The 26,633-nt window shown below is 64.1% G+C and carries 23 protein-coding genes; 14 read left to right on the top strand and 9 right to left on the bottom strand.

Annotation, left to right across the window (positions count from 1 at the left end; genetic code table 11):
• Positions 1-40 precede the first annotated feature (40 nt).
• Entirely contained in the window at positions 41-4,216 is a 4,176-nt protein-coding gene (locus FGK63_RS07410) for a response regulator (RefSeq protein ID WP_138840969.1), read from the top strand.
• A gap of 11 nt (positions 4,217-4,227) precedes the next feature.
• Here the strand turns inward: FGK63_RS07410 and FGK63_RS07415 are convergent, their stop codons facing one another.
• Complete coding sequence (locus FGK63_RS07415) at positions 4,228-4,656, bottom strand: Lrp/AsnC family transcriptional regulator (RefSeq protein WP_138840970.1); 429 nt, start codon at positions 4,654-4,656, stop codon at positions 4,228-4,230.
• Positions 4,657-4,742: 86 nt separating this feature from the next.
• On the opposite strand from FGK63_RS07415, the gene rocF reads away from it, so the two are divergent.
• A complete protein-coding gene (gene rocF / locus FGK63_RS07420) occupies positions 4,743-5,663 on the top strand; it encodes an arginase (protein WP_138840971.1) in 921 nt (306 codons plus the stop codon).
• Entirely contained in the window at positions 5,664-6,707 is a 1,044-nt protein-coding gene (locus FGK63_RS07425; protein ID WP_138840972.1) for an ornithine cyclodeaminase, read from the top strand.
• 259 nt (positions 6,708-6,966) lie between these two features.
• Here FGK63_RS07425 and FGK63_RS07430 read toward each other — a convergent pair whose 3' ends face one another.
• The 3 genes from FGK63_RS07430 to FGK63_RS07440 form a co-directional block, all read right to left on the bottom strand.
• The gene (locus tag FGK63_RS07430; RefSeq protein WP_138840973.1) at positions 6,967-8,367 is read right to left on the bottom strand and encodes a TRAP transporter large permease; all 1,401 of its coding nucleotides are present in this window, start codon (positions 8,365-8,367) and stop codon (positions 6,967-6,969) included.
• Positions 8,367-9,002 (bottom strand): TRAP transporter small permease subunit, encoded by a 636-nt coding sequence (locus FGK63_RS07435; RefSeq protein ID WP_138840974.1) that lies wholly within the window; start codon positions 9,000-9,002, stop codon positions 8,367-8,369. Before FGK63_RS07435 ends, FGK63_RS07430 begins: the two co-directional genes overlap by 1 nt.
• A gap of 74 nt (positions 9,003-9,076) precedes the next feature.
• Positions 9,077-10,081 carry a C4-dicarboxylate TRAP transporter substrate-binding protein gene (locus tag FGK63_RS07440; RefSeq protein ID WP_138840975.1) on the bottom strand — a complete coding sequence of 335 codons (1,005 nt, stop codon included), beginning with the start codon at positions 10,079-10,081 and terminating at the stop codon, positions 9,077-9,079.
• A 468-nt stretch (positions 10,082-10,549) separates the two neighbouring features.
• Here FGK63_RS07440 and acs point away from each other — a divergent pair, with 468 nt between their 5' ends.
• The 8 genes from acs to FGK63_RS07480 all read left to right on the top strand — a co-directional run bounded on the left by acs (position 10,550) and on the right by FGK63_RS07480 (position 20,030).
• Entirely contained in the window at positions 10,550-12,514 is a 1,965-nt protein-coding gene (gene acs, locus FGK63_RS07445) for an acetate--CoA ligase (protein ID WP_138840976.1), read from the top strand.
• Positions 12,515-12,521: 7 nt separating this feature from the next.
• Positions 12,522-13,211 carry an adenylate kinase gene (locus FGK63_RS07450; protein WP_138840977.1) on the top strand — a complete coding sequence of 230 codons (690 nt, stop codon included), beginning with the start codon at positions 12,522-12,524 and terminating at the stop codon, positions 13,209-13,211.
• A 179-nt stretch (positions 13,212-13,390) separates the two neighbouring features.
• On the top strand, positions 13,391-13,672 hold the full coding sequence (locus FGK63_RS07455) for a DUF4212 domain-containing protein (RefSeq protein WP_138840978.1): 282 nt from the start codon (positions 13,391-13,393) through the stop codon (positions 13,670-13,672).
• A gap of 6 nt (positions 13,673-13,678) precedes the next feature.
• Complete coding sequence (locus tag FGK63_RS07460) at positions 13,679-15,463, top strand: sodium:solute symporter family protein (protein ID WP_138840979.1); 1,785 nt, start codon at positions 13,679-13,681, stop codon at positions 15,461-15,463.
• A gap of 115 nt (positions 15,464-15,578) precedes the next feature.
• A complete protein-coding gene (locus tag FGK63_RS07465; protein WP_138840980.1) occupies positions 15,579-17,402 on the top strand; it encodes a DUF294 nucleotidyltransferase-like domain-containing protein in 1,824 nt (607 codons plus the stop codon).
• Between the two features lie 82 nt (positions 17,403-17,484).
• Entirely contained in the window at positions 17,485-18,009 is a 525-nt protein-coding gene (locus tag FGK63_RS07470) for a hypothetical protein (protein WP_138840981.1), read from the top strand.
• Complete coding sequence (locus tag FGK63_RS07475; RefSeq protein ID WP_138840982.1) at positions 18,006-19,421, top strand: 3'-5' exonuclease; 1,416 nt, start codon at positions 18,006-18,008, stop codon at positions 19,419-19,421. Before FGK63_RS07470 ends, FGK63_RS07475 begins: the two co-directional genes overlap by 4 nt.
• 108 nt (positions 19,422-19,529) lie before the next feature.
• Complete coding sequence (locus tag FGK63_RS07480) at positions 19,530-20,030, top strand: flavin reductase family protein (RefSeq protein ID WP_138841211.1); 501 nt, start codon at positions 19,530-19,532, stop codon at positions 20,028-20,030.
• Positions 20,031-20,038: 8 nt separating this feature from the next.
• On the opposite strand, the gene FGK63_RS07485 is transcribed toward FGK63_RS07480, so the two are convergent.
• The 4 genes from FGK63_RS07485 to FGK63_RS07500 are packed head-to-tail and all read right to left on the bottom strand — an operon-like array spanning position 20,039 to position 22,474.
• Entirely contained in the window at positions 20,039-20,518 is a 480-nt protein-coding gene (locus FGK63_RS07485) for a DUF6505 family protein (protein ID WP_138840983.1), read from the bottom strand.
• Positions 20,515-21,222, bottom strand: a complete 708-nt coding sequence (locus FGK63_RS07490) for a biotin/lipoate--protein ligase family protein (RefSeq protein WP_138840984.1) — start codon at positions 21,220-21,222, stop codon at positions 20,515-20,517. Before FGK63_RS07490 ends, FGK63_RS07485 begins: the two co-directional genes overlap by 4 nt.
• Positions 21,219-22,280, bottom strand: coding sequence for an Mrp/NBP35 family ATP-binding protein (locus FGK63_RS07495; RefSeq protein ID WP_138840985.1), 1,062 nt, complete (start codon positions 22,278-22,280; stop codon positions 21,219-21,221). The genes FGK63_RS07490 and FGK63_RS07495 overlap by 4 nt, the downstream gene beginning before the upstream one ends.
• Positions 22,277-22,474, bottom strand: a complete 198-nt coding sequence (locus FGK63_RS07500; RefSeq protein ID WP_138840986.1) for a DUF6494 family protein — start codon at positions 22,472-22,474, stop codon at positions 22,277-22,279. Before FGK63_RS07500 ends, FGK63_RS07495 begins: the two co-directional genes overlap by 4 nt.
• A gap of 64 nt (positions 22,475-22,538) precedes the next feature.
• On the opposite strand from FGK63_RS07500, the gene FGK63_RS07505 reads away from it, so the two are divergent.
• Positions 22,539-23,267: a cytochrome c family protein gene (locus FGK63_RS07505; protein WP_138840987.1), complete on the top strand. Its 729-nt coding sequence runs from the start codon at positions 22,539-22,541 to the stop codon at positions 23,265-23,267.
• On the opposite strand, the gene FGK63_RS07510 is transcribed toward FGK63_RS07505, so the two are convergent.
• Entirely contained in the window at positions 23,261-25,216 is a 1,956-nt protein-coding gene (locus FGK63_RS07510; RefSeq protein ID WP_138840988.1) for a 4Fe-4S binding protein, read from the bottom strand. The genes FGK63_RS07505 and FGK63_RS07510 overlap by 7 nt on opposite strands.
• A gap of 289 nt (positions 25,217-25,505) precedes the next feature.
• On the opposite strand from FGK63_RS07510, the gene FGK63_RS07515 reads away from it, so the two are divergent.
• A complete protein-coding gene (locus tag FGK63_RS07515) occupies positions 25,506-26,060 on the top strand; it encodes a DUF3305 domain-containing protein (protein WP_138840989.1) in 555 nt (184 codons plus the stop codon).
• Entirely contained in the window at positions 26,057-26,632 is a 576-nt protein-coding gene (locus FGK63_RS07520) for a DUF3306 domain-containing protein (protein ID WP_138840990.1), read from the top strand. The genes FGK63_RS07515 and FGK63_RS07520 overlap by 4 nt, the downstream gene beginning before the upstream one ends.
• Position 26,633 lies beyond the last annotated feature (1 nt).

Consider the following 26,633-nt stretch of genomic DNA (forward strand, 5'->3'; position numbering starts at 1 on the left):
ATCTCGCGCCAAACCGGCACGGTTCAGGGAGACTGACCCGATGGCGAAAACACCAGACTCATCCGGGATCTCCGGCAACAAGCGCCCGTCGGTGGTGAACTGGATATTGGTCCGGGGCCGTATTTGGGTCATCGGCACCGTCGGATTGCTGAGCCTGGCGCTGACCCTGATCGTCTGGCAGGTCCTGTTGCGCGAAGAGCGCCAAAGGGCCGAGGCCGAATTTGACCGCGTGGCCTCGCGCCGGATCGAGGCCGTCAAGCGGCAGGTTCTGCAGGGCGCATCGATGATCAAGGCGCTGCATGGTCTTTACGAAAGTTCGCGATCGGTCGAACGCAGTGAATTCGACGTTTTCTCCAAACCGTTCCTGAACGATCTTCCGAATGTCGAGGTCGCGCTCTTTGCGCCCAGTGTTCCGGACAACCTTGTGTCCTTCTGGGAAAACCTGGGGCGCGCCCAACTGGCCGACGATTTCAACCTGTTCGAGATCGCACCGAACGGCGAGCGTGTGCCCCAACAGGCGCGCGATCTGCATTTTCCGGTATTCTTCGTCGCATCCCGCCGCAGCTTGTCCCGAGAGGCGCTTGGCTACGACCTCGCCTCGGACCCGGTATTCTTCGAAGCGATAAAGCGGGCGCGCGACAGCGGCGCGGCGGCGGCCACGGCACAGATCACCTTGCCAGGCATGGTTGGGGAACAGCCTCGCATCGCGATCGTCGCGCCGTATTTCGGCAGGGCCGGGCAAGTACTGCAACGCGAGCAGATCAAGGGCGTCGTCGCGATCACCTTGCGCGTCGATGACGTGATGAGCGACGCTTTGGAATATTTTCCCGAAGATCACATCCACATCTATCTTTTCGACAGTGAAAGCGGCGAGATCTACGCGGGTCCGCAGGGCGAGGACGAGACGGAAACCGCGGAACTGCCCGATGCGACTATGGACGAACTGACTGCGGCGGCCGATCTCGACCATTCATCGCAGTTCGACATCCTCGGCCGCAATTGGACGTTTCTTGCGGTCCCGGCCAAGGATTTCCGCCCCACTCACTGGATTTCGGGCGCGTCTGTGACGCTTGCCGGCGGGCTGTCGGTGACGGCCATTCTGGTTGCGTTTCTGTCATCCCTCACCCGGCAGATCACCGAACGGACCCGCGCCGAGGCCTCGCTGAGGGAAAGCTCGGCGCTGTTGCGGTGCAACCAGGTGATCACCCGCGCCGCGAACGAGGCGGAAAGCATCGAGGACGCGTTTCGCGTGGCGCTTGACGAGGTCTGCAAGCTGATGGGATGGCCGGTCGGGCACGTCTATCTCCACGACGAGGCAGCGGGCGAACTGGCGCCCTCTGATGTCTGGTATCTTGAGGATCCGAAGGGCTTCGAGGCTTTCCGGAAGGTGACCGAGCAGGCCCGCTTTGCCCCGGGCGTGGGCCTGCCCGGGCGCGTATTCGAAAGCGGCGAGCCGGCGTGGATACCCGACGTGCTGAGCGACCCGAACTTCCCGCGGGCCAAGATGGCCAAGGAAATCGGCGTCAAGACCGGGGCGGGTTTTCCGGTCAAGGCGAACGGGCACGTCGTCGCGGTGCTGGAGTTTTTCTCGAGCCAGGTCGAAGTTGAAAACCCCAAGCTGCTGGAGGTCATGGCGCAGATCGGCGTGCAACTTGGGATCGTCGTGGCACGCCAACGCGCCGAGGCCGAGGTCCAGGAGGCGCGGGCGAGGGCCGAATTCACCAGAACCCAACTGGTTGACGCGATCGAATCCGTCGAAGAGGGTTTCATTCTGTACGACGCGGACGACCGGCTGGTTCTGTTCAATTCCATCTTCAGGAACAAGTTCTATCCCCGCGACGCCAGGCTCGAGCCGGGCATGACCTTTGCCGAGGTCCTGCAAGCGGCATACCAGGCCGGATTGCTGGAACTCGGGGACATGCCGGTCGAAGAATGGATGGAAAGACGGCTGGCGCTGCACCGCAATCCGGGCAAGCCTTTCGCCTTGCAACACACGACCGGCCGCTGCATCTGGATCAGCGAGCACAAGACCAGCGATGGCGGAACCGTCTGCGCCTATACGGACATCACCGAGTTGCAGGAGCACCGCAACCGGCTGGAGGAGCTTGTCGCCGAGCGCACAGCCGAACTGGAACAGCGCACCGAAGAACTGCGCCGCTCGCATGTCGAACTGGAAAAGGCGCGCGATGCCGCGTTGCAGGCGAGCGTCGCGAAAAGCGAATTCCTCGCCAACATGAGCCATGAGATCCGGACACCGCTCAACGGGGTGATCGGCATGGCGGAACTGCTCTGCGGCACCGACCTGACGCCGCAGCAGAAGGAATACGCGCAGATCATCATGCGGTCGGGCGACACGCTGCTGGATCTGATCAACGACATCCTGGACTTCTCGAAGATCGAAGCGGGCCGGCTGGAACTGGAGGAAGTGCCTTTCCGCCTGCGCGACCTGCTGGGCGATACGCTGCAGACATTGACCATGCGGGCCGGCGAAAAAGGGCTGGAACTGGCCCACCACATTCCGCCCGATGTGCCGGACCGCGTTATCGGCGACCCGACGCGCCTGCGTCAGGTCATCGTCAACCTTGTCGGCAACGCCATCAAGTTCACGGAAGAAGGCGAAGTGGTGGTCGATACCCGGCTCATCGACCGCAGCGATACGGAAATGACGCTGGAAATCGCGGTGCGCGACACTGGCATCGGCATACCCGAGGACCAGCAGCAGAAGATATTCGAGGCGTTCGGCCAGGCCGACACCTCGACGACGCGCCGTTATGGCGGTACCGGGCTGGGCCTGGCCATCTCGGCGCAACTCGCGCGCAAGATGGGCAGCGAAATGAAGCTTGAAAGCACGCCCGGCGAGGGCAGCAGCTTTTCCTTCCGCGCGAAGCTGGGTCTTGCCAGCGAAAGCGACCTGCCCCGAGCGGCGGTGCCCAGCGAGTTGCGGGGGATGCCGGTTCTGATCGCCGACGACAACGAGACCAACCGAAGGATCCTCGCGGAAGTGGTCGAAAACTGGGGGATGACGCCCACCCTCGCGCAGGACGGGAAGGCCGCGCTTGCCCGCCTTGACGAGATGATCGAAAAGGCATCGATGCCGCGTCTTGCCCTTTTGGATCTGATGATGCCGGAGATGGACGGGATCGAGCTGGCGACGGAAATCCGAAAACGCACGGCGCTGGACGCCATGTCCATCCTGGTGATGTCGTCAGCTGGATATGGCGGTCTGGAAGAGCGGCAGCGGGACCTGCGCATCCGCCGGATGCTGGTCAAGCCGGTCAAGCAATCCGATCTTCTGAACGCGGTGCTGGACGCGGTCGGCGCCGCCGCGCGCAAGGTCGCGCCTGCGGCGTCGGAGGGAGAAACCGCGGCACGATCGCTCAGGATCCTGCTCGCCGAGGACGGGCTGGTCAATCAGAAGGTCGCCGTCGATCTGCTGACCAAGCGCGGTCACAGCGTGGACGTGGCCGAGAACGGACAGGAAGCCGTAAATGCAGCAGAAAAGGACGGCTACGACATCGTGCTGATGGACATGCACATGCCGGTGATGGACGGTGTCGAGGCCGCCAAGCAGATCCGCGCCCGGGAACAGGCCGAGGGCGGCAGGCGCCTGCCGATCGTGGCCTGCACGGCCAGCGTCACGCCCGCCGACCGGGAACGTTGCGCGGCCGCCGGAATGGACGATTTCGTCGGCAAACCCTTCCGCGCCAACGAATTGCTGCGCATCGTCGAACAGGTAGCCGGCGACGCCGGTTCCCTGCCCGGGGAACCGGTGGAAAGCAGTGCCGCACCCTTGCATTCGGAGCAGGCGCCCGACGCGGCGGCGGCCACCGAAGCGGCAGACGATACGGGAACCGAAACCACCGAGAATGGCGCGGCGGACCCGATCGACTGGCAGGACGCGCTCGACCGGTTGGGAGACGAGGGGCTGTTGCGCGAGATGGCCGAGATGTTCCTTTCGGAGCTTCCCAAGCTTGTTTCCGCCATCGAAACCTCTCGTGAAAAGGGTGACGCGCAGGAATTGCGCCGTGCCGCACATACACTGAAGGGGTCGGCAAACGTGATCGGCGCGGTTCCGGTGGCCGAGGCCGCCCTCAAGCTTGAAAACCTGGGGCGCGACGGCAAGCTCGAGGACGTGCCACCGGCGCAGCAGGAACTTGCGGCGGAACTGGAACGCTGCGAGGCGGCGGTGAAGAAAATCCTGTCACAGACGGTCTGACCAAGCCCCGATCAGACCCTGCCCCGGCGGGTGGACAGCAGCAGGTTCGTCTCGGACCGCGTCACCCCGTCCATGCGCCGGATCGTGAACAGCACCTCATCCAGTTCCTCCAGCGTCTGGGTTCCGATTTCCGCGATGAGATCCCATGACCCATTGGTCGAATGCACCGCCCGCACCTGCCGCATTGCCGAGATCCTCGACATGATGCGCTCGGTGCCGCGCCCCTCGATCCCGAGCATCATCAACCCGCGCACCGGGCTTTGCGCCACATCCTGACGCGTGGTCACGGTAAACCCCACGATTTCGCCGGATTGCTTGAGCTTTTGCAGCCGGGTCCGAATCGTGGTGCGGGTCACGCCCAACTGTTCCGCCAGTTCCGAAAGGGACGCCCGGGCGTCGCGATGCAGTGCGCTGAGAAGTCGATTATCCAGTTCGTCCATGCGGGAAATCCGTTCCGACAATATTGGTTCCATTTTGAGCATTTTGATCTCTTCCGGCAAGTGCGAAGCGTCAGCAAAATGGCATCATGAAACAACGTGATCTTCTTCTTGTCGGCGCCCCGATGGATGCGGGCAAACGGCGTCAGGGTTGCCGGATGGGCCCGGATGCCTATCGCGTGGCCGGAATCGAGCAGGCGCTGTCGGACCTCGGGCACGCGGTGATCGACCTGGGCGACGTGGCCCCCGACCCCATCGACATGCCCGAGCACGAGCATCTGTTCTCGCTGCCGGCGTGCATCGGATGGACCCGGGCTCTGGCCCGCGCGGCGCAGGACGCCGCCGTGCGCGGTGTACCGATCTTCATGGGGGGCGATCATGCGCTTTCGATGGGTACGGTCGCGGGCATGGCGGCCCATGCCGATGCCGAGCGCCGCCCGCTTTTCGTGCTGTGGCTGGACGCGCACAGCGATTTCCACACGCCGCAGAGCACCGGCAGCGGCAACCTGCACGGCACGCCCGTCGCCTATTTCACCGGTCAGGCCGGGTTCGAGGCCTTCCCGCCCCTGCCCGCGCCGGTGCCGACGGACCGCGTCGGCATGATCGGGTTGCGCTCGGTCGATCCCGCCGAACGCGCGGCGTTGGAAAAGGACAACGCGATGCTGGCGGACATGCGCAGCATCGACGAACACGGCATCAAGGCCCCGCTGATGGCGTTTCTGGACAGGGTGCGCGCGGCCGACGGCCTGCTGCATGTCTCGCTGGACGTGGATTTCCTGGAGCCCGCCATCGCGCCCGCGGTCGGCACGACGGTTCCGGGCGGCGCCACCGAGCGCGAGGCGCATCTGGTGATGGAACTGCTGCACGAAAGCGGGCTTGTCTCTTCGCTGGACCTTGTTGAACTGAACCCGTTTCTCGACGAACGCGGGCGCACCGCGAAACTGATGGTCGATCTGGCCGCCTCGCTGATGGGCCGCCGCATCTTCGACCGCCCAACCCGGAGCTTCTAAATGACCCAACCTTCCGACAAGGCACTGGTTCCCTTCGTTTCGGTCGACAACATGATGCGGCTGATCCACCACATCGGCATCGAGAAGATGATCACCGGCCTGGCCGCCGAGATCGAGGCGGATTTCAGGCGCTGGGAAAGCTTCGACAAGACCCCGCGCGTCGCGGCGCATTCGCCGCATGGGGTGATCGAACTCATGCCCACATCGGATGGCGAGGCCTATGGGTTCAAATACGTCAACGGCCACCCCAAGAACACGTCCGAAGGGCTGCAGACCGTGACCGCATTCGGCCTGCTGGCGGATGTCTACACCGGCTATCCGACCCTTCTGACCGAGATGACGATGCTGACCGCGATGCGAACAGCGGCGACGTCGGCGCTGGTCGGCAAATACCTGGCCCCGAAGAACGCCACCACCATGGCGATGATCGGGAACGGCGCCCAGTCCGAGTTCCAATGCCTCGCCTTCAAGGCACTTTGCGGCATCGACACGGTACGGCTGTTTGACGTCGACCCGGGGGCAACGGCGAAATGCGCCGCCAACCTCGCCGGCAAGGGTTTGACCGTCGTGTCCTGCGGATCAGCCGAAGAGGCCATCGAAGGCGCGCAGATCATCACCACCTGCACCGCCGACAAGAAATACGCCACGATCCTGACGGACAACATGGTCGGCCCCGGCGTTCACATCAACGCCATCGGCGGCGATTGCCCCGGCAAGACCGAATTGCACCGCGACATCCTGCTGCGGTCGCAGATCTTCGTGGAATACCCCGAACAGACCCGGATCGAGGGCGAGATCCAGGCGCTGGACCCCGATCATCCCGTGACCGAGATCTGGCAGGTGATCACGGGCCAGGCCGAGGGGAGAAGGAACGCAAACCAGATCACGCTGTTCGACAGCGTGGGCTTCGCGATCGAGGATTTCTCGGCCCTGCGTTACATCAAGAAGGCAATCCGGGGCACGGTCTTTTTCGAACCGCTCGACATGCTGGCCGACCCGGACGATCCGCGAGACCTGTTCGGCATGCTCATGCGCGCGGTGTGAAATGCGCCACGTTTCTGCGGCGAATACCCCCCAGGGGGCGGGCCAGATGAAGAAACGGATCCTTAACCTGCTTCACCGTACACGAACGGGCAGTACAGGCGGGGGCGCCGATGACTGCGCCAGGTGAAGCTCCCCGGTTGGCGCCGGGGAGCGGCTCGCTTGTTCATCTGGCGGCAAATTCCCCGGAGCGCAAGGCGGAGCCTCGCATGAAATCATGCCAACGGACTCCGCCGCCGCTCCGGGCGAATGTCCCAAGGACCTATCCGGCGAGCGACGGCAGGAACAGCACGATACTTGGAAACGCCACCAGCAGGCCGATCGTCACCGCGTCGGCCACGAAGAACGGCGCGACTCCGCGGAACACGTCCTGAACGCTCAGGTCGGGGCGCACGCCCGCGACGACGAAGCAGTTCAGGCCGATCGGCGGCGTGATCAGGCAGAACTCGGCCATCTTCACCACCAGAATGCCGAACCAGATGGCGCACATCGGCCCCGACATGCCGAAAGTGCTGTCAGCGGCGCTGACCGCCTCGCCTCCGTTCAGTGCCATGACAGCCGGGTAGACTACCGGCAGGGTCAGAAGCAGCATTCCGATGGCATCCATGAACATGCCAAGCACCGCATAGGCCAGCAGGATGCAGATCAGGATCAGCATCGGTGACATGGCCAGCCCGGTGATCCATTCCGCGAAGGCCCCCGGCAGATCGGCAAAGCCGAGGAAGCGCACGTAGATCAGAACGCCCCAGATGATCGTAAAGATCATCACGGTCAGCTTGGCGGTTTCCAGCAGCGCCGACTTCAACTCCGCCCAGCGCATTCCGTGATAGACCGCCATGCAGAAGACGATGAACGCGCCGATCGCACCGCCCTCGGTGGGCGTACCCCAGGCGTCGCCAAAGGGGTTGTAGACGAAGAAGATGATGATCACGACCACCGCGACGATGGGCAACGCGGGCGGCAGCGCGGCAAAGCGCTGGCCCCAGGTAAAGCCGCGGACGGGCGGGCCGATGTTCTTCCACAGAAGAGCGATGCCGACGATCAGCACGGTGTAGACCACCGCCGAGAAGGCGCCGGGAATGAAGCCCGCCAGCAGCAGCTTGCCCACGTCCTGCTCGACGATGATCGCGTAGATCACCAGAATGGCAGAAGGCGGGATCAGCGAGGCCAGCGTCCCCGCGGCCGCCACCACGCCCGCGGCGAACCGCTTGTCATAGCCAATCTCCTGCATCTCTGGGATGGCTATGCGGGCGAAGACCGCCGAAGTTGCCACCGACGCGCCCGACACCGCCGCGAACCCGGCGGTGGCGAAGACGGTCGATACCGCAAGTCCGCCCGGCACCCAGGCGAACCAGCGTTTTGCGGCCTCGAACAGCGCCCGCGTCAGGCCGGCGTGATAGGCCAGATAACCGATCAGGATGAAGGTGGGGATCAGGCTCAGCGCCTGGCTCGCCACCTTGGAATGCGGCACCTGTCCGGCGGTCTTGGCCGCCACGGTAAGCGCCCAGAAGAACTGGTCCGGGTCGTAACCCTTCTTGGCCCAGAAAATCCAGACCAGCCCGACCAGACCCGCCATCGCGGCGGCAAAGGCCACGCGCATGCCCAGAATGATGACGACCAGCATGCCGAGCGAGACGGCGATCCCAATATCGACCGGTTCCATCAGTCTTCCCTTTCGCCGCTGACGGCTTCCGCTTCGCGCGCCGCTATGGTTGCCGCATCCTCGATCAACGGAACCGCCACCGGCGCATTCGTGCCCTGAACGATCGCCCTGCCATAGGCCCAGAGTTGCAGCACCAGTCGCAGGCCCATCACCGAAAACGCCAGCGGCACCACCAGTTTCGCCGGCCAGATGGGCAGGCGGATGTCAATGGTGCTGTCGCGGCTGAAAAGCGGCGCGGCCCAGTCGAAACTGCGCGCGAAATGGGCCCATGAGCCCCAGATCAGCAGCACCACCAGAAGCAGGATGAGCAGGGTCGAGAAGAACTCCACGATCCACAGCGCCCGTCCCTTCAGCGCGCCGACCAGGATGTCCATCCGGATATGGCCGCCATCCCTCTGGGCGTAGGAGATTCCGGCGATGGCGATGAACGGCATGGCGACCTCGATCCAGTCGACATAGCCGCGCACGGGCTCGTTCATCAGGTTGCGCCCGCCGACGGAGTAGACCGCCAGCAGCATCAGGCCAAAGACAAAAAGACCGCTGACCAGCCCAAGCGCTTGCTCAAGCCGGTAAAGTGCGCGGTCCGCCCGACTGAGCAACGTGTCGTCGCTCAGCACCGAGGCTCGCATCGCCATGAGAGTTCTCCTGCAGAGAAAATGAAAGTGGCCCGCGCGACTGCGGCAAGCGCGGCGCGCGGGCCTTGGTCAGATCAGTTGTTCAACGTCTGGATCACCAGATCGTAAAGTTCCTGCGCCGGCAGACCGCGGGCGGAGTTCTCTTCGATCCATTTGGCCGCAACCGGGCCGGCCGCCTTTTCGCGGAATTCAGCAAGGCGGCCGTCGTCGAAGCTGATCGTTTCGATCCCCTTCTCTTCCAGCATCGGCCACCACTTGGCCATCGTCTCATTTTCGTAGAAATCGACGTAGTGCTGCATCGACTCGTCGATCGACGACATCAGCGCCTCGCGCTCGGCATCGCTCAGCGCGTTCAGCGCGTCGGTGTTGACCACGACTGGGCAGTTGACGGTGCCGGGGTTCAGGTTGTCGGTCCACCACTTGGCGGCTTCGGTGATGCCGAAGGACATGTGCGCGTGAGGCGCGAAGGCGATGGACTTGACGATACCGGAATCGAGCGCCTGCCGCGCCTCTTCCGACGTCACCGAGGTCGGCACCGCCCCGACGAGGGTCAGCGCCTCGCCGATGCCGCCGGTGGCGCGCACGGTCAGGCCGTCGAATTCAGCCAGCGAACGCGGCGGTTCGCCCACCCCTGCGATGTTGTACTGCGGCAGCGGTGACGGCATCAGCAGCGTGGCGTTCCAGCGCGCCAGATCGGCCACGGTGGCCGGATGCTGGTAGACCGCCATCGAGACCTTGATTTCGTCCTCAAGCGTACCGACGCCCAGGAAGGGCAGTTCCAGAACGGTAATCGAAGGGTTCTTGTCGGCGTGATAGCCGGCGCAGAACTGCGCCATCTCGAATGCGCCGATCGAGATCCCGTCAAGGTTCTCGGTGTTCTTGGACAGACCGCCGTAGTTGATGTTCAGCGTGAATTCACCGCCAGTCTTTTCGCTGACCAGTTCAGCGAGTTTCTCGACATGTTCGGTGAAGGCGCGCCGCTTGCCCCAAAGTGAGACGTTCCATTCCGTGGCCATTGCCTCGGCGGCGAAGGCGGTTGCAAGGGCGGCCACGCAGGCGCCCGTCAGGATGCGGTTCATGTGGTTTTCTCCCATCTCCGCGGGACCTGTTGACCGGCCCGCTTGCAGGCAAGCTAGCGTTACGCTTCGGCTCTGCCAAGCCCAGAGTTTTTGCCGGAGCCGGGCGCGCTTCCGAACGGGAATTGCGGCGCCGGGACGTCTGCAGCAACAAAATGTCGCGGGCAAGTTGGTGAACTATCCAGTCCTTGCGGCGCCTCCCACGGCCGGAAACACGGCCCGAACCCGTCGAGGCATTGACTCTCTAAATATTGAAATTGAACGGTTTTAGCCGGGCTTCCGGTAATATGATTTACAGCTTTGACAGGGAAAGAAAAACAAATTTACAGACAAACCTTTGTATTACAGCATTTTATTTCCTTATTTTCAGAACCCCGTATTATCCAGCACAAGGCACGAACCGGATCGACAAAACCCGATACAGGGACGAAAACGGTTGTACGTAATTCAGTCAGAGGGAGGAGCCTCAGCATGACAGCCGCAGCTCACGCAGAAGTCAAAGCATATCCGCCATCCGCCGAAACCGTTGCCCGCGCCCACGTGAACGCGGCGAAGTACGAAGAGATGTATGCGGCCTCCATCGCCGATCCCGCTGCCTTCTGGGGCGAACAGGGCAAGCGGCTCGACTGGATCAAACCCTACACCCAGGTCAAGGACGTCAACTACAGCTTCGGCAATGTCAGCATCAACTGGTACGCCGACGGTACGCTGAACGTTGCGGCCAACTGCCTGGACCGCCACCTGAAGACCCGCGGCGATCAGACCGCGATCATCTGGGAGCCGGACGAGCCCACCGACGAGGCGCAGCACATCACCTATGCCGAACTGCACCGCCGCACCTGCCGAATGGCCAACATCCTCGAGTCGATGGGCGTGCGCAAGGGCGACCGCGTGGTCATCTACCTGCCGATGATCCCCGAAGCGGCCTATGCCATGCTGGCCTGCGCCCGCATCGGCGCGATCCATTCCATCGTCTTTGCCGGTTTCTCGCCCGACGCGCTGGCGGCCCGGGTCAACGGCTGCGACGCCAAGGTCATCATCACCGCCGACGAGGCGCCGCGCGGCGGCCGCAAGACGCCGCTGAAATCGAACGCCGACGCCGCGCTGCTGCACTGCAAGGACTCGGTGAAATGCCTTGTCGTCAAGCGCACCGGTGGCCAGACCACCTGGATCGACGGCCGCGACTACGATTACAACGAGATGGCGCTGGAGGCGGACGACTACTGCGCCCCCGCCGAGATGAACGCCGAAGACCCGCTGTTCATCCTTTACACTTCCGGCTCGACCGGGCAGCCCAAGGGCGTGGTGCACACCACCGGCGGCTACCTGGTCTATGCCGCGATGACGCACGAGATCTCCTTCGATTACCATGACGGCGACATCTACTGGTGCACAGCCGACGTGGGTTGGGTCACCGGGCACAGCTACATCGTCTACGGCCCGCTGGCCAACGGCGCGACCACGCTGATGTTCGAAGGCGTGCCGACCTATCCCGATGCCAGCCGCTTCTGGCAGGTTTGCGAAAAGCACAAGGTGAACCAGTTCTACACTGCCCCCACCGCAATCCGCGCACTGATGGGACAGGGCAAGGAATATGTCGAGAAATGCGATCTGAGCGACCTCAAGGTGCTGGGCACCGTGGGCGAGCCGATCAACCCCGAAGCGTGGAACTGGTACAACGATGTCGTCGGCAAGGGTCGTTGCCCCATCGTCGACACCTGGTGGCAAACTGAAACCGGCGGTCACCTGATGACCCCGCTGCCGGGCGCCCATGCGCTCAAGCCCGGCTCGGCCATGAAGCCCTTCTTCGGCATTCAGCCCGTGGTCCTGGACCCGCAATCGGGTGTCGAACTGAACGGCAACGGCGTCGAGGGTGTCCTGTGCATCAAGGACAGCTGGCCCGGCCAGATGCGCACAGTCTGGGGCGATCACGAGCGGTTCGAAAAGACCTATTTCGCCGACTACAAGGGCTATTACTTCACCGGCGACGGTTGCCGCCGCGACGAGGACGGCGATTACTGGATCACCGGCCGCGTGGATGACGTGATCAATGTCTCGGGCCACCGCATGGGCACCGCCGAGGTGGAAAGCGCGCTGGTGGCGCATGCCGCCGTGGCCGAGGCCGCCGTTGTCGGCTATCCGCACGAGATCAAGGGGCAAGGCATCTACTGCTACGTCACCCTGATGAACGACCAGGAGCCGACCGAGGAACTGCGTCAGGAACTGCGCAAGTGGGTCCGCACCGAGATCGGCCCGATCGCCAGCCCCGACGTGATCCAGTGGGCCCCGGGCCTGCCCAAGACCCGTTCGGGCAAGATCATGCGCCGCATCCTGCGCAAGATCGCCGAGAACGACTTCGGCTCGCTGGGCGACACCTCGACCCTGGCCGATCCGTCGGTGGTCGATGACCTGATCGCCAACCGTGCCAGCAAGTGAGGGTGAGATGGACGCTGCCGTGAAAACCACCCCCGCAGTTCTGATCCTTCTCGGCCCTCCGGGCGCCGGGAAGGGCACGCAGGCACGTATGCTGGAAGAAAAGTTCGGGCTGGTGCAGCTCAGCACCGGCGACCTGCTGCGCGCCGCCGTGGCCGCGGGAACCGAGGCAGGCAAGGTCGCCAAGGCCGTGATGGAGGCCGGTGAACTGGTGAGCGACGGCATCGTCATCGCCATCCTGCGCGACCGCATGGCCGAGCCCGATTGCGCCCGCGGCGTGATCCTCGACGGCTTTCCCCGCACCACCGTTCAGGCCGAGGCGCTGGACGGGCTGCTGGCGGAAACCGGCCAGAAGATCGGCGCCGCCATCAGCCTCGAGGTGGAAGACGCCGAGATGGTTTCGCGCATCTCCGGGCGCTACACCTGCGCCGGTTGCGGCGAGGGATATCACGACACGTTCAAACAGCCGGCCCAGTCCGGCAAATGCGACAAGTGCGGCAGCACGGAATTCAAGCGCCGCGCCGACGACAATGCCGAGACGGTGGCAAGCCGGCTTGCCGCCTATCATGAACAGACCGCCCCGCTGATCGAATACTACAAGGGCAAGGGCGTTCTGAAACAGATCGACGCGATGGGCGAGATCGGCGAGATCGCCCACAACCTCGAAACCATCGTGAAAGGAGCGATGGACCAAAGCTAGGACCCGAGGCCCCTCCCCGGGCCTTGATCCCACAAAGGAATACCCCAAAGGAGCCGCCCTGGCGGACCGGTGGAGGTTTGTCTGCTGCCCATCCGGCAGCCGGCATTTCGCAGAGATGGCCCGGCGACCACGAGGAGACTGGCGAGGGGCCGCTCAGGAGGAAGCAAGGAGGAACCGCAATGGCGGATCAAAACAATAACTCCGCACAAGCCTCAGAGGCCGACAAGGCCTACTGGCAAGCCAATGTGCGGCTCATCATCATCAGCCTCGTCATATGGGCGCTGGTGTCCTTCGGGTTCGGCATCCTGCTGCGCCCCATGCTGTCGGGCATCGCCGTTGGCGGCACCGACCTGGGCTTCTGGTTCGCCCAGCAAGGCTCGATCCTGGTCTTCTTGGGCCTGATCTTTTTCTACGCCTGGCGGATGAACAAGCTCGACCGTGAATTCGGCGTGGAGGAATAAATCGTCATGGATCAGTTTACCATCAACCTGCTGTTTGTGGGCGCATCCTTCGCGCTTTACATCGGCATCGCGATCTGGGCCCGTGCGGGCTCCACATCGGAATTCTACGCCGCCGGCCGCGGCGTTCACCCGGTCACCAACGGCATGGCGACGGCAGCGGACTGGATGTCGGCCGCGTCGTTCATCTCGATGGCGGGCCTCATCGCCTTCACCGGCTACGACAACAGCACATTCCTGATGGGCTGGACCGGCGGCTACGTTCTGCTGGCGCTGCTGCTTGCCCCCTACCTGCGCAAGTTCGGCAAGTACACGGTGTCCGAGTTCATCGGTGACCGCTTCTACAGCCCGACCGCGCGGATCGTGGCCGTGATCTGCCTGATCGTCGCCTCGGTGACCTACGTGATCGGTCAGATGACCGGTGTCGGCGTGGCCTTCGGCCGCTTCCTCGAGGTTTCGAACACAGCTGGTCTGCTGATCGGTGCCTGTGTCGTGTTCGCCTATGCGGTGTTCGGCGGTATGAAGGGCGTGACTTACACCCAGGTCGCACAGTACTGCGTGCTGATCACAGCCTACACCATCCCGGCGATCTTCATCTCGCTGCAGCTGACCGGCAACCCGATCCCGGCGCTGGGCCTGTTCGGCGACACCGCAGGCGGCGAGCCGCTGCTGACCAAGCTGGACGCGATCGTGGCCGAACTGGGCTTTGCCGAATACACTGCCCACCATTCGAACACGCTGAACATGGTTCTGTTCACCCTGTCGCTGATGATCGGCACCGCCGGTCTGCCGCACGTGATCATGCGCTTCTTCACCGTGCCGAAAGTATCGGACGCGCGCTGGTCGGCCGGTTGGACCCTGGTGTTCATCGCGCTGCTGTACCTGACCGCTCCGGCCGTCGGCGCCATGGCCCGTCTGAACATCACCGACATGATGTGGCCGAACGGCGGCATCGAAGGTGGAGCCGTGAAACTCGAGCAGATCGAAAACGACGCCCGTTACGACTGGATGTCGACCTGGCAGAAGACCGGGCTGCTTGACTGGGAAGACAAGAACAACGACGGCAAGATCCAGTACTACAACGACAAATCCGAAGAAATGCAGGCAATCGCTGCTGAAAAGGGTTGGGTCGGTAACGAGTTGACCAAGTTCGACCGTGACATCCTGGTGCTGGCAAATCCGGAGATCGCAAACCTTCCGGGTTGGGTGATCGGCCTTGTCGCAGCCGGCGGTCTCGCTGCCGCGCTGTCGACCGCCGCCGGTCTGCTTCTGGCCATCTCGTCGGCTGTCTCGCACGACCTGATCAAGGGTTCGATCAACCCGTCGATCTCGGAAAAGGGTGAGCTGCTGTCGGCACGGATCGCCATGGCCGTAGCAATTGCGGTCGCCACGTACCTGGGTCTGAACCCGCCGGGCTTCGCCGCGCAAACGGTCGCCCTGGCGTTCGGTCTCGCCGCAGCCTCGATCTTCCCGGCGCTGATGATGGGCATCTTCTCGACGCGCATCAACAACACCGGCGCCGTGGCTGGGATGCTGGCAGGTCTGATCGTGACCCTGGTCTACATCTTCCTGCACAAGGGCTGGCTGTTCATTCCGGGCACCAACTCGTTCACCGACGCCGACCCGCTGCTGGGTCCGATCCAGTCGACCTCGTTCGGCGCAGTCGGAGCCCTGATCAACTTCGGTGTCGCCTACGTGGTCTCCGGCATGACCAAGGACACGCCGCAGGAGATCAAGGACCTGGTCGAAAGCGTTCGCATCCCGCGTGGTGCGGGTGCGGCCCAGGACCACTGAGGTGCCGGCCCTCTCATTCTCTCTCCCCAGAGAGGGCCGCCCTTTCTGATCCACCGTTCCCGCCCGGCGCTTGTCCGGGCGGGGCTTTTTCATTTCAACCGTTGTGAATGACACGATGTCCCTGACCGCCGAACAGATCACCCACTTTCTGAAATCCGTGCACCCATATGACGCCCTGCCCGTCGAGGTACTGGAAACCATCGCCCCCCAGGTCGAGGTACGGGAGGTCGGTCATGGTTCCACGATCTTCGAGTTGGGCGACACGCTGCCGGGGCTGTTCATCATCTACGAAGGCCAGGTCGAAATCACCGACGAGAACGGCGTCGTCGTTTCCCATCTCAGCCTGCGCAACTCCTTCGGCGAACGGGGGCTGCTGCGCGGGGGCAAGGCGGTCTCGAGCGCTCGCGCCGATGCGAATGGCACTCTGCTGGTGCTGCCGGCCGACCTGTTCCGCGACTTGAGCGCGACGCACGATGTCGTCGCCAGGTTCTTCGATCGCGCCCGCAGCCCACGGCCGCAGCAAAACCGGCTGGCCACCAGCACGGTCGACGCGCTGATGGCCCGCAGCCCGGCCACCTGCACGCCCGACACCGCCGTACAGGAGGCGGCGCGGCTGATGCGGGAACGCGGCATCTCTTCGCTCTGCATCACCGAGGGCGACGCGCTGAAAGGGATCGTCACGGTGCGCGATCTTTCCTCCAAGGTGGTTGCCGAAGCCCTGCCCGCCTCGACGCCGGTCTCGCGCATAATGACACCGGACCCGCTGACCCTGTCGCCGGGCGATATCGGCTCGGACGTGCTGCACGCGATGATGGAGCGCCGCATCGGCCACATCCCGATCACCGAAGGCGGGCGGCTGGTGGGCATGGTCACCCGGACGGACATGACGAGGTATCAGGCGGTTAGTTCGGCCGAACTGGTCAGCGCCCTTGCCCGAGCGCGGGACACCGAAGAAATGGCCAAGGTGACGGCCGAGATTCCGCGCCTGCTGGTGCAACTGGTGGCCGGCGGCAACCGGCACGAGGTGGTGACGCGGCTGATCACCGACATCGCAGACACCGCCACGCGCCGCCTGCTTGCCATGGCCGAGGAAAAGCTCGGGCCGCCGCCGGTGCCCTATCTTTGGCTGGCTTGCGGGTCCCAGGGCCGGCAGGAGCAGACCGGCGTTTCCGACCAGGACAACTGCCTGATGCTGGACGATGCCGCGACCGATGCTGACATGCCCTATTTCGCGGAACTGGCGAAGTTCGTGTCGGACGGGCTGGACGCCTGCGGTTATTTCTATTGCCCCGGCGACATGATGGCGACCAACCCGCGCTGGTGTCAGCCGGTCCGGGTCTGGCGCGACTATTTCAAGGGCTGGATCGCCAAGCCGAACCCCGAGGCGCAGATGCTGGCCTCGGTCATGTTCGACCTGCGCCCCATCGGAGGAAAGGTCGACCTCTTTGACGACGTGCAGGCGGACACGCTGAAGGCGGCCAGCGCGAATTCGATCTTCGTGGCGCACATGATCTCGAATTCGCTGAAGCACACGCCGCCTCTTAGCCTGCTGCGCGGCTTCGCCACCATCCGATCGGGCGAACACCGGAACACACTGGACCTGAAGCACAACGGCGTCGTGCCGGTGGTCGACCTGGCGCGGATATACGCGCTGCAGGGGCGGTTGACCGCGGCAAACACCCGCGCCCGCCTGAAAGCGGCCGAGGCGGCAGGCGTTCTGAGCCCGTCCGGCGCGCGGGATCTGCTGGACGCCTATGACCTGATCGCTGAAACCCGCCTCGAACATCAGGTGGCGCTGGTGAGACAAGGAAAGGCGCCGGACAACTATCTGGCCCCCACCGATCTGTCGGATTTCGAACGCAGCCATCTGCGCGACGCTTTCGTCGTGGTAAAGACGATGCAGTCGGCGGTCGGACACGGCAAGGGGATGCTGGGCTGAGGCCGGCGGCAAGACAAACCCGGACCGCCTGCGGCGGGAGTATTTGTAAAGAGATGAAGAACCGGCGGTTGGGAGGAGAACCATGTTTCTGGAACTGATCGGTACGATCTTTGCGGGCCTCGCGGTCGCGGGCGTGGTGATGCTGGTGAACAGGTCAACCGGCGGGCGGCTGCCGCGCTGGCTGGCGCCGGTTGCCGCGGGCCTGGGAATGCTCGGCGTGACCATTGCCAGCGAATATTCCTGGTATGAACGCACGCGAGCGGCGCTGCCCGAAGGCATTACCGTCGTGCAAGAGGTCGAAAACCGGGCGTTCTACCAGCCCTGGACCTATGCGGTTCCCTACGTGTCCCGATTTGCCGCCATCGACACCGCTTCGGTCCAGACCAACGAACAGGTTCCAGGACAGCGGCTGGTCGATCTCTATTTCTTTGGCCGCTGGTCGCCGGTGTCCAAGGTGCCGGTCGCTGTCGACTGCGACGGGCTGCGCCGCGCCAACCTTGCGGATGGCGTCGAATTTGCGGACGACGGCAGCGTAAGCAATGCCGATTGGGTCGTTGTGCCCGCGGATGACCCGATCGTCGACGCGACTTGCGGAGTGGCCTCATGATACCGGATCTCACCTTCCGAAAGGGCATTCTGCTGTTCTTTGCGCTGTTGGCGGCGGGGGGACTCGGGATAACCGGTTTTTCGCTGTTCTTTGCCTATTCCCGCGCCGAGGTGCCGGGCATTTACGATGCCTTCGTTCTTGGCGGAATGCTCATCGCTTTCGGTTTGCTCGCCATGATCGCAGGCGCCTGGCTGTTCTTCGACGAAAAGATCGCCCGGCCCGCCGAACGACTGGCCGCAGAGATGCGCACCCACGCCCATTCCGGCGTCGGCATGAAGATGGATCCCAAAGCCGCCCGGTTCCTTGGAGACCTTGCGCCGGCCGCGGCAGGGCTGTCGGGGCAACTGACCGAATCCGCCGTCGGAACGGCCGCCGCCGTTGCCGCGGAGACCGAGCGACTGGCGGAGGAAAAGAAAAGGCTTACCCGCCTGCTCACCGAGATTCCGATGGCGATCGCGCTGGTGAACCCTGCGCATCAGATCGTTCTCTATGACGGTCAAGCCGCCACCGTGCTGGCGCAGGTCGGACACCCGCGGCTGAACGCTTCGCTTTTCGACTATTTCCAGCCCGACGCGGTGACGGAAGCCTATGCCCGGCTCGTGGAAACCGGCAAGGAAGTCTCGGCCCATCTGGACAGTTTCGACGGTGCAATCGGCTTTTCGGTGCGCATGAAGCCCCTGGGCGACGCTCCGGGCTACATGCTGATCTTCGAGGACAGCGAGGCGCATATCTCGCCGCAGGCCGAACGGCCGCTGACCTACGACTTTGACCTGCTGGAAGTGCCTGCCGATGCCGCCTTCGAAACCACCGAGATCAGCGATCTGGTCTTCGTGGTCTTCGACACGGAAACCACCGGTCTTTTGCCGCACAAGGACGAGATCGTACAGATCGGCGCGGTGCGCGTGGTGCGCGGACGCATCGTCGAAGGCGAAAACATGGACGTGCTCGTCGATCCCGGAGTACCGATCCCACGTTCGTCGACGCGGGTTCACGGGATCACCAACGAGATGGTCAAGGGCGCACCCGGCATCGCCCAGGCAGGCAGAAAGCTGCACCATTTCTCGCGCGATGCGGTGATCGTGGCCCATAACGCGCCGTTCGACATGGCTTTCCTTCGTCGTCACTCCGACAAGATGGATGTCGATTGGAACAGCCACGCCATCCTCGACACGGTACTGGTGTCGGCGGTGCTGTTCGGCGCCGGCGAGACCCACACGCTCGACGCGCTCTGCGACCGGCTGGGCGTCGTCATCCCCAAGGAGTTGCGCCATACCGCGCTGGGGGACGCGCGGGCGACGGCCGAGGTTCTGGTCAGGATGCTGCCGATGCTGCAGGCGCGGGGTTTCAGGACGTTCGGCGATGTGATCGCCGAAACCCGCAAACACGGCCGTTTGCTGGAAGATCTGAACTGATCCGGCCCTTGCCGCGAACCGGACAAGGTGTATCTGAAAGACTTGTTATCCATGGACAAACCCTGCGTGCCGTGGCACGTGGGGCGCACCCAAGGACCCAGACGCGCGATGACCGAGACCAGTTTCACCCCCGGCCCCGACACCAAACTCGCCTTTCGTGAGGCTTTGGGATGTTTCGGCACTGGCGTCACGGTGATCACGACCGGCACCGAGAACGGACCGGTCGCCATCACCGTCAACTCCTTTTCCTCGGTTTCGCTCGACCCGCCACTGGTGCTTTGGTGCCTCGGCAAGGAGTCGAACCGCTACGATGCCTTCAGCACCGCGAAAAACTACGCCATTCACGTGATGTCCGAGGATCAGCATGATCAGGCGCTGCGCTTCGCCCGCAATGGCTGGGTCTTTTCCCATGCGGACTGGACCCCGGACGAAGCCGGCACGCCTCTGTTGTCAGGATGCCTCGCCCGGTTCGACTGCCGCCTTTCGGCCCAGCACGAGGCCGGAGATCACGTGATCGTGGTGGGAGAGGTCAAGCGCGTGATGTACCGCACGGGCAAGGGGCTGATGTTCAAGCGTGGCCAATACGGCGGTTTCATCGATTTGCTGTAGCTCCGGGCTCATTCATCCAACGAACCGTGAACCGCCAGCGCCTCGAGTTCGGCGTCCTGTGGCGTGATCACCCGAAAAGCCTCGTGCACCCCGGCATCCGTCAGTGATCGCGCGACGGTCAGCAGGGTGTTGGGCGCGTGCTCGTCGCACAGTTCGGCCATGTGGGCGATCTCGTCCCGCGCGACGCCTATCGCCGCCTCGGCTGAGGGCGCGCCGTAGTAGCGCACGAAATGGTCCGCCAGGCCCTGCACCAGCGGTTCCAACTCGGCCTCCTCTATCCGGGTGACGGCAACGAAGGTCACGCGCCCGAAGGTTTCCAGCCCGAGCCAGCCGTTTGCGAAGGCCTGGCGGGCCTTGCCCTCCAGATCGCCCTCGCCCCAGTTCGAGAACTCGAACCCACCCGAAATGCACCATTCGCCGGTGCGCGCGGGCGAGTGGAAGACGTTGAGGTCGCTTTCGTCGAAATGGATCGCGCGGGCCAGTTTCATGTCTCTCTCCCCAACAAGGCGCTCATCGGCTGCAGATGCGTGCCGGTGTCGTTGCGGATCAGCATACCGAACCGCTCGTCCGTTCCAAGAAAAACACCGCCGGTCCCTCCGTGTTCGACCGTCTCGCCAACGCCGCGCAGCAGGCCCATCCATTCGCCGTGCAGAGGTGCGTTGCCGTCTTCTTCCCACCGGTTGAGCCAAGTCAACGTGTGGCGAGACCAGCTTTCGATCAGGTGAACCGGGGACACGTCGGCGCAGCCTTCGTCGTAGAGCGCGGTCACGTCCGGCGTCTCTCCCGGAGCATCGACGGTCCGCATCAGCGCGACCTCCCAGCCGACGACCAGCCAATCGGGTATCTCGGCCGGACTCGCGCTGGCGGCGGCGACGCGGAACTGTCCGCAAGCCGCGCCGTTCACGCATATCAGCCCGCCCCAGTCCAGATGGACGGCCACTTCGGGCGGGGCCAGCGCCCCCAGCGCGTTCTGGAATCCGACCGCGCAGAGCGGCAGCATCGCCATCGCATCCCGCAATGGCACTTCGGGCGCAAAGACGATGGCGGCCCGCAGCCGGTCCGCCTGAATGTTGTAGACCACGGTTCCCGCATCGCAGCCCAGGGCGGCCATGGCCTGCGCCCGCTCGAACGGGTCTTCCCCGCCCTGCACGGGATGCCCCTGCAGCAGGGGGGGGAAGGTCGGTTCGCTCATGCGTCGCCCTTGGAGATCAGGTCGCGGGCGATCCGGCGGAACGCCTCGGCCTGCGGGCTGTCGGGCTTGCCGACCACGATCGGCGCGCCCCCGTCCGCCGCCACCCGGATGTCCAGGTGCAACGGGATCTCGCCCAATAGGGGAACATCCAGCGCCTTGGCCTCGGCAGCTACCCCGCCATGGCCAAACACATGCTCCTCGTGCCCGCAGTTCGAGCAGATATGCGTGGACATGTTCTCGATCATCCCGTGGATCGGAGTCTTGAGCTGGCGGAACATGTCGATGCCCTTGCGCGCGTCGATCAGCGCCACGTCCTGCGGGGTCGAGACCACGATGGCGCCATCCACCTTGAACTTCTGGCTCAGCGTCAGTTGCACGTCGCCGGTGCCGGGCGGCAGGTCGACGATCAGCACGTCAAGCGCGCCCCATTGCACCTGGCTCATCATCTGCTGCAGCGCGCCCATCAGCATCGGGCCACGCCAGACGACCGCCTGCCCCTCGTTCACCATCAGACCCATCGACATCATGGTAACGCCATGATTGCGCAGCGGCAGGATCGTCTTGCCATCGGGGCTTGCCGGGCGGCCCGAAACACCCAGCATGCGCGGCTGCGAGGGACCGTAGACATCGGCGTCCAGCAGCCCGACCCGGCGGCCCTCGGCGGCCAGCGCGCAGGCAAGGTTGGCCGCGACCGTGGACTTGCCCACCCCGCCCTTGCCGCTGGCGATGGCGATGATCCGGTCCACCCCGGGCACGGGTTGCAGCCCGGTCTGCGAGGGTTTCGGTTTCGGCTTGAGGTCCGGGGGCGCCTTTTCGGAATGGGCCGTCATCATGGCCGAGACCTGTTCGACGCCCTCAACCATCCGCGCGGCCTGTTCCGCCGTAACGCGTACCGGCTCCATTTTTTCGGCCTGTTTCGGGTCGATTTCCAGCACGAACCGAACGGTGCCGTTCTCGACATTCAGCGCGCGGACGATTCCCGCGCTCACGATGTCCTGGCCCGAGACCGGGTCGGTGATCTTCTTCAGGTTCGCAAGAACCGCATCGCGGATGCTCATGCGTCGCCGTCCTTGATCCTGCCGGTCACCACATGCTCGACCTCCAGCCCGTCGATGGTCAGCACCATCTTGGCTTCAAAGCTCTTTCCGGCAGGATTGCCTGCCTTGCGCAGCCCTTCCTCGATGGCCTTCTGGCTCGTCACGCCGACCTGCTTGAGGAATTTGCGCATGGACATGTTGTAGTCGCCGCTCATCGCATGTGTCTCCGTATCATTCGCTTCATTTGACGCGCTCCACCCGCCGACACTAGTCTGAGGCATGCGCTTTGCCCTGTTGTGCCTGAGCCTCGTCCTTTCCGCCAGCCCCTCCATGAGCGAGGAGGCGCTTGGAGTGGCGAGCCCGGACGAGGTGGCACGGTCCGGCATCCTGCAACATATCCTTCCGCGCTTTTCGCTCAAGACCGGGATACGCGTTGTCGCGGACGAGGCGGGCCCAATGGAAATCGCCGCGTCCGGGCCGGGCGATCCGGTCTTCCAGCGCGGCGGCACGATCTATCATTTGCGCATCGAAGACGATCCCCGACAGCAGCGGTTCCGCGACTGGCTTCTGTCGGACATCGGCAAGCGCACGGTCGAAGGTTTCCAGCCGCAGGATGGGGCGCCGTTCAGCGCCAGTTTCGAAGTCGTGGCCGCCGCCGAAATCCACGAAGTCGGTGAAAAAGCCGCGCTGGGCGAAAAGCTGTCGCTGACGCATTGCGGGCGGTGCCACGTGATCGGGCCGCAGAACCGGATGAACGGGCTGGGCTCGACGCCGTCCTTCTCGGTGCTGCGCGCGCTGCCGGACTGGTTGGACCGGTTCCAGCAATTCTACGCCCTGAACCCGCATCCCGCCTTTACCCAGGTCGACGGGGTCACGCCTCCGTTCGATCCCGAACGCCCGTCGCCCATCCACCCGCTGTCGATCACGCTGGATGACCTTGACGCCATCCTCGACTTCGTCGCCGCCGTCCGGGCGGCCGATCTGGGCGCGCCCCTGCAATTTCAGTGATCCTTGCGCTTGCCGAAATAGTCCTCGGTGGTCACGACGCGCGGTTTAGGTTTCGATGCCAACGGGTTGTTTTCACTGTGAAACTGCGCCTTCACCCGGCAATCGTCGCACATCTGGATCATCCGCGCCTGATCCGACGAGGCGAACATCGGATGGCTTCCCGCCAGCTTCTCCATGATCCGGTCCACGGTCGATTTGACACCGAACAGCGCGCCGCATTCGATGCAGGCAAAGGGTTCCTCTTCGTTCAGCACGCGTTGTGACAGCGCCGCATCGCTCAGGTCCAGTTGCGGAACCAGCGTGATCGCGTTTTCCGGGCAGATGTTGCGGCACAAACCGCATTGCAGGCAGGCATCCTCCTGAAAGTTCAGCTGCGGCTTGTCCGGGTTATCGATCAGCGCGCCCGACGGGCAGAGCGAGACGCAGCTTAGGCACAAAGTGCAGGCGCCGGTATCGACGAGCACCGCGCCATAGGGGGCATTCTCCGGCAACGGCAAGGGGACGCCGGCATCGGGGTTCAGCGCCTTGGCCGCAAGGCGCGCGATCTGTCGGCGGTTGCCCAAGGGCAATACCGGTTCCGCCACGGGCGCGGGCACGTCTTGTGCATAGAGCAGATCGGCCATCGCGTCCGGGTCACGCTCGTCGATCAAGCCCAGGCGCCCGACACCGGCAATCGCCTGCGCCAGTTCCAGTTCCCGCAGCAAGGCGTCCCGCTCGGTCGTCGGCGCGAGCAGGATATCGACGCGGGCAAATCCGTGCGCCAGCGCGGCAAGCATTTCCGCATGGCCAAAGCCCGAAACCACGCCCAGTTCCAACGGGATCACATCAGCAGGCAATCCGCGGCCGAACCGCGCAGCCATCCCGATCATCTCGGCCCCGTGGGGATCGTGGACCAGCAGCCGCGGAGACGATCCCCCGGCCTTCCGGTAGGTTCTGGCCAGGACCTGCATCCGGGACAGCAGCGTGCCCACGGTGGGATCCTCGTAGGTGATCGCGGTCGACGGGCACAGCACCGCGCATTCGCCGCAGCCTGCGCATACCATCGGATCGATGGCGACGTGATCACCCGCCGGCGTGATCGCTCCGGTCGGGCAGATGTCGAGGCAGTTGGAACACCCAACCTGCCCCGCCCGCGAATGGGCGCAGAGGCTTTCCTGAAGGCGGACATAAAGCGGTTTCTCGAATGTTCCGACCAGTTGCGACGCGTCAAGCGCCAGCCTTTCGACGGCGATCGGGTCACGGGGATCGGCCCGCAGGTACCCCTCGCGTTTTTGCGGAGCCTGCAACAAGGCTGTGCCGCCCGTCAGGTCGATGACGATGTCGCATTGGGATGCCGCCCCATCGCGTGGTGCGGACCAGCCGAAACTGCCACGGCCGCCCGGTTCGATCTGCTGCAGAGCGTCCAGCTTCAACTCGAACCTGCCCAGAGCGCCGCGCACCTGCCGCACCCGGCCGCGCACCACGTCATAGGCCCGCGACATCGGCTGGGCATCGTCGGTGACCAGAACCGTCACCGCCAGCAAATCCGCCAACCGCTCGGCCAGGCCATAGGCAACCTCGCCCGGCCCGACGATGAAGCAGACGCCTTCGCTGGTCACATCCATGCTTGGGGTCACAGGCACAGGCGACAGAGCCTCGGCCACCAGCGCCGCCATCTTGGGCGCGGTGTCGTCGCCCTGCTCCGACCACCCGGCCCGGTCGCGCAAGTCTACGAAACCAAGCTCATCCACGCCCAGATCCGACGCCTGTTCGCGAAAGGCGACCTTCTCCTGACCGCAGGCGATCACGATCTGGTCGCCGTTCTGCATCGCCTCTGCCGCCTTGCCCAGTTCACCGGTGCACAAGGCACGGTGAACCTTGGAACAGACGGCGCCGGTTGCCTCTGCGATACCGTCGGCGTCCAACGATTGCGTCCCGCCGCAGTCGCACAGAATGATTTTTTTGACCATGTCCTCCCCTCGGGCGAATTAGGGCCCGCCGTCAGCCTAGGAGCAGTGCGGCCGACCGTAAAGACGGATTGACAGTCGGTACGGTCATTCGCCGGCCCGCCGCGCCCCGTCCCGAGTCTGCACTATAGTTCAACAGCTCCGGTTGGCCAGAATACCTGCCCTGACAGGAAGGCGACCAAAAAACGGAAAAATCCGACGCTTCGGGCAAATGCGGGCTTGGCAGAATGCGGGTTTGTGTACCATAGTTCACCAAAGGGAAGGCAGGCGAGAGCCTTCCAGGGAGGAACACGTGGCCAAGGCCGCAATCCACATCGAAATGCCTCTGGGCGTCGTTGTCCGGAAGACGCCCGGTGTAACCCGCTGGGCCAGTTGGAACTGGCGGGCCGTCGCGGTTCTGCCGGGCGCGGGTCCGGCTGACTGGGTCGAATTGCGCCGCGAGGGCGACGCGGTCGAATATCACGCCGCCACCCTGCCCCTGACACTCTGGGCTGCCGAGACCGAGGCGTATATGGCCAATCTCGCGGACAGCCAGCCTTCGATCTACCTGGTGATGCGTGACGAGGCCGAAAGCGACCGGCCGATGAACGCCGTTCTTGTCACCGCCTCACCTTTCGAAGGACAGGACTACGCAGACAGCGGAGAAGACATCGTCGAAAAGATCCCGATGACCGAGGGCCTGATCGCCTGGGTCCGCGATTTCACGCTTGAACACCACCGCGACGAAGCCTTCGTCAAGCGCCGCCGCGACAAGTCGCGTATCGATCTGGTCGAGGACGGACGGGGCGATGCGCGTATTCGGCAGGATTCGGACGTCTACCGCGCACCGCGGAGGATCGCGCAATGAACCAGTCGCGCGACTTCTGGAGCCGCCGCAAAGCGGCCGTTCAGGCCGAGGCCGAAGTGGAACATGCCGCCGAGACGGCCAAGGCGCTGGCGCAGCAGCAGGCGGAGCTCGAGGAAAAAAGCGACGCCGAGATCCTTGCTGAACTCGACCTTCCGGACCCCGACAACCTGCAACCCGGCGACGACGTTGCGGGCTTCATGGCTCGGGCGGTGCCTGACCGCATCCGCCGCCGCGCCCTGCGGCGTTTGTGGCGGCTGAACCCGGTGCTGGCGAATGTGGATGGGCTGGTCGAATATGGCGGGGACTACACCGATGCAGCCTGCGTGATCGAAAACCTCCAGACCGCCTACCAGGTCGGCAAGGGCATGCTGGCGCATCTGGAAGCGCTGGCCGTCAAGGACGAAGAGCCGGCCGCGGAAGAGACCTTTGGCGAAGTGGAATTCGAAAGCGCCGAGGTGGAGCCGCCAGCCGAGCCCGCCGCGCCGGACGCACGGATGGTTGCTACCGAGCCCGACGAAGAACCGACATCCGCCCCGGCCCCGCGCCGGATGCGGTTTGAATATGAAGGATAAC

It is taken from the genome of Ruegeria sediminis (genome assembly GCF_005938215.1).
Lineage (GTDB): Bacteria > Pseudomonadota > Alphaproteobacteria > Rhodobacterales > Rhodobacteraceae > Ruegeria > Ruegeria sediminis.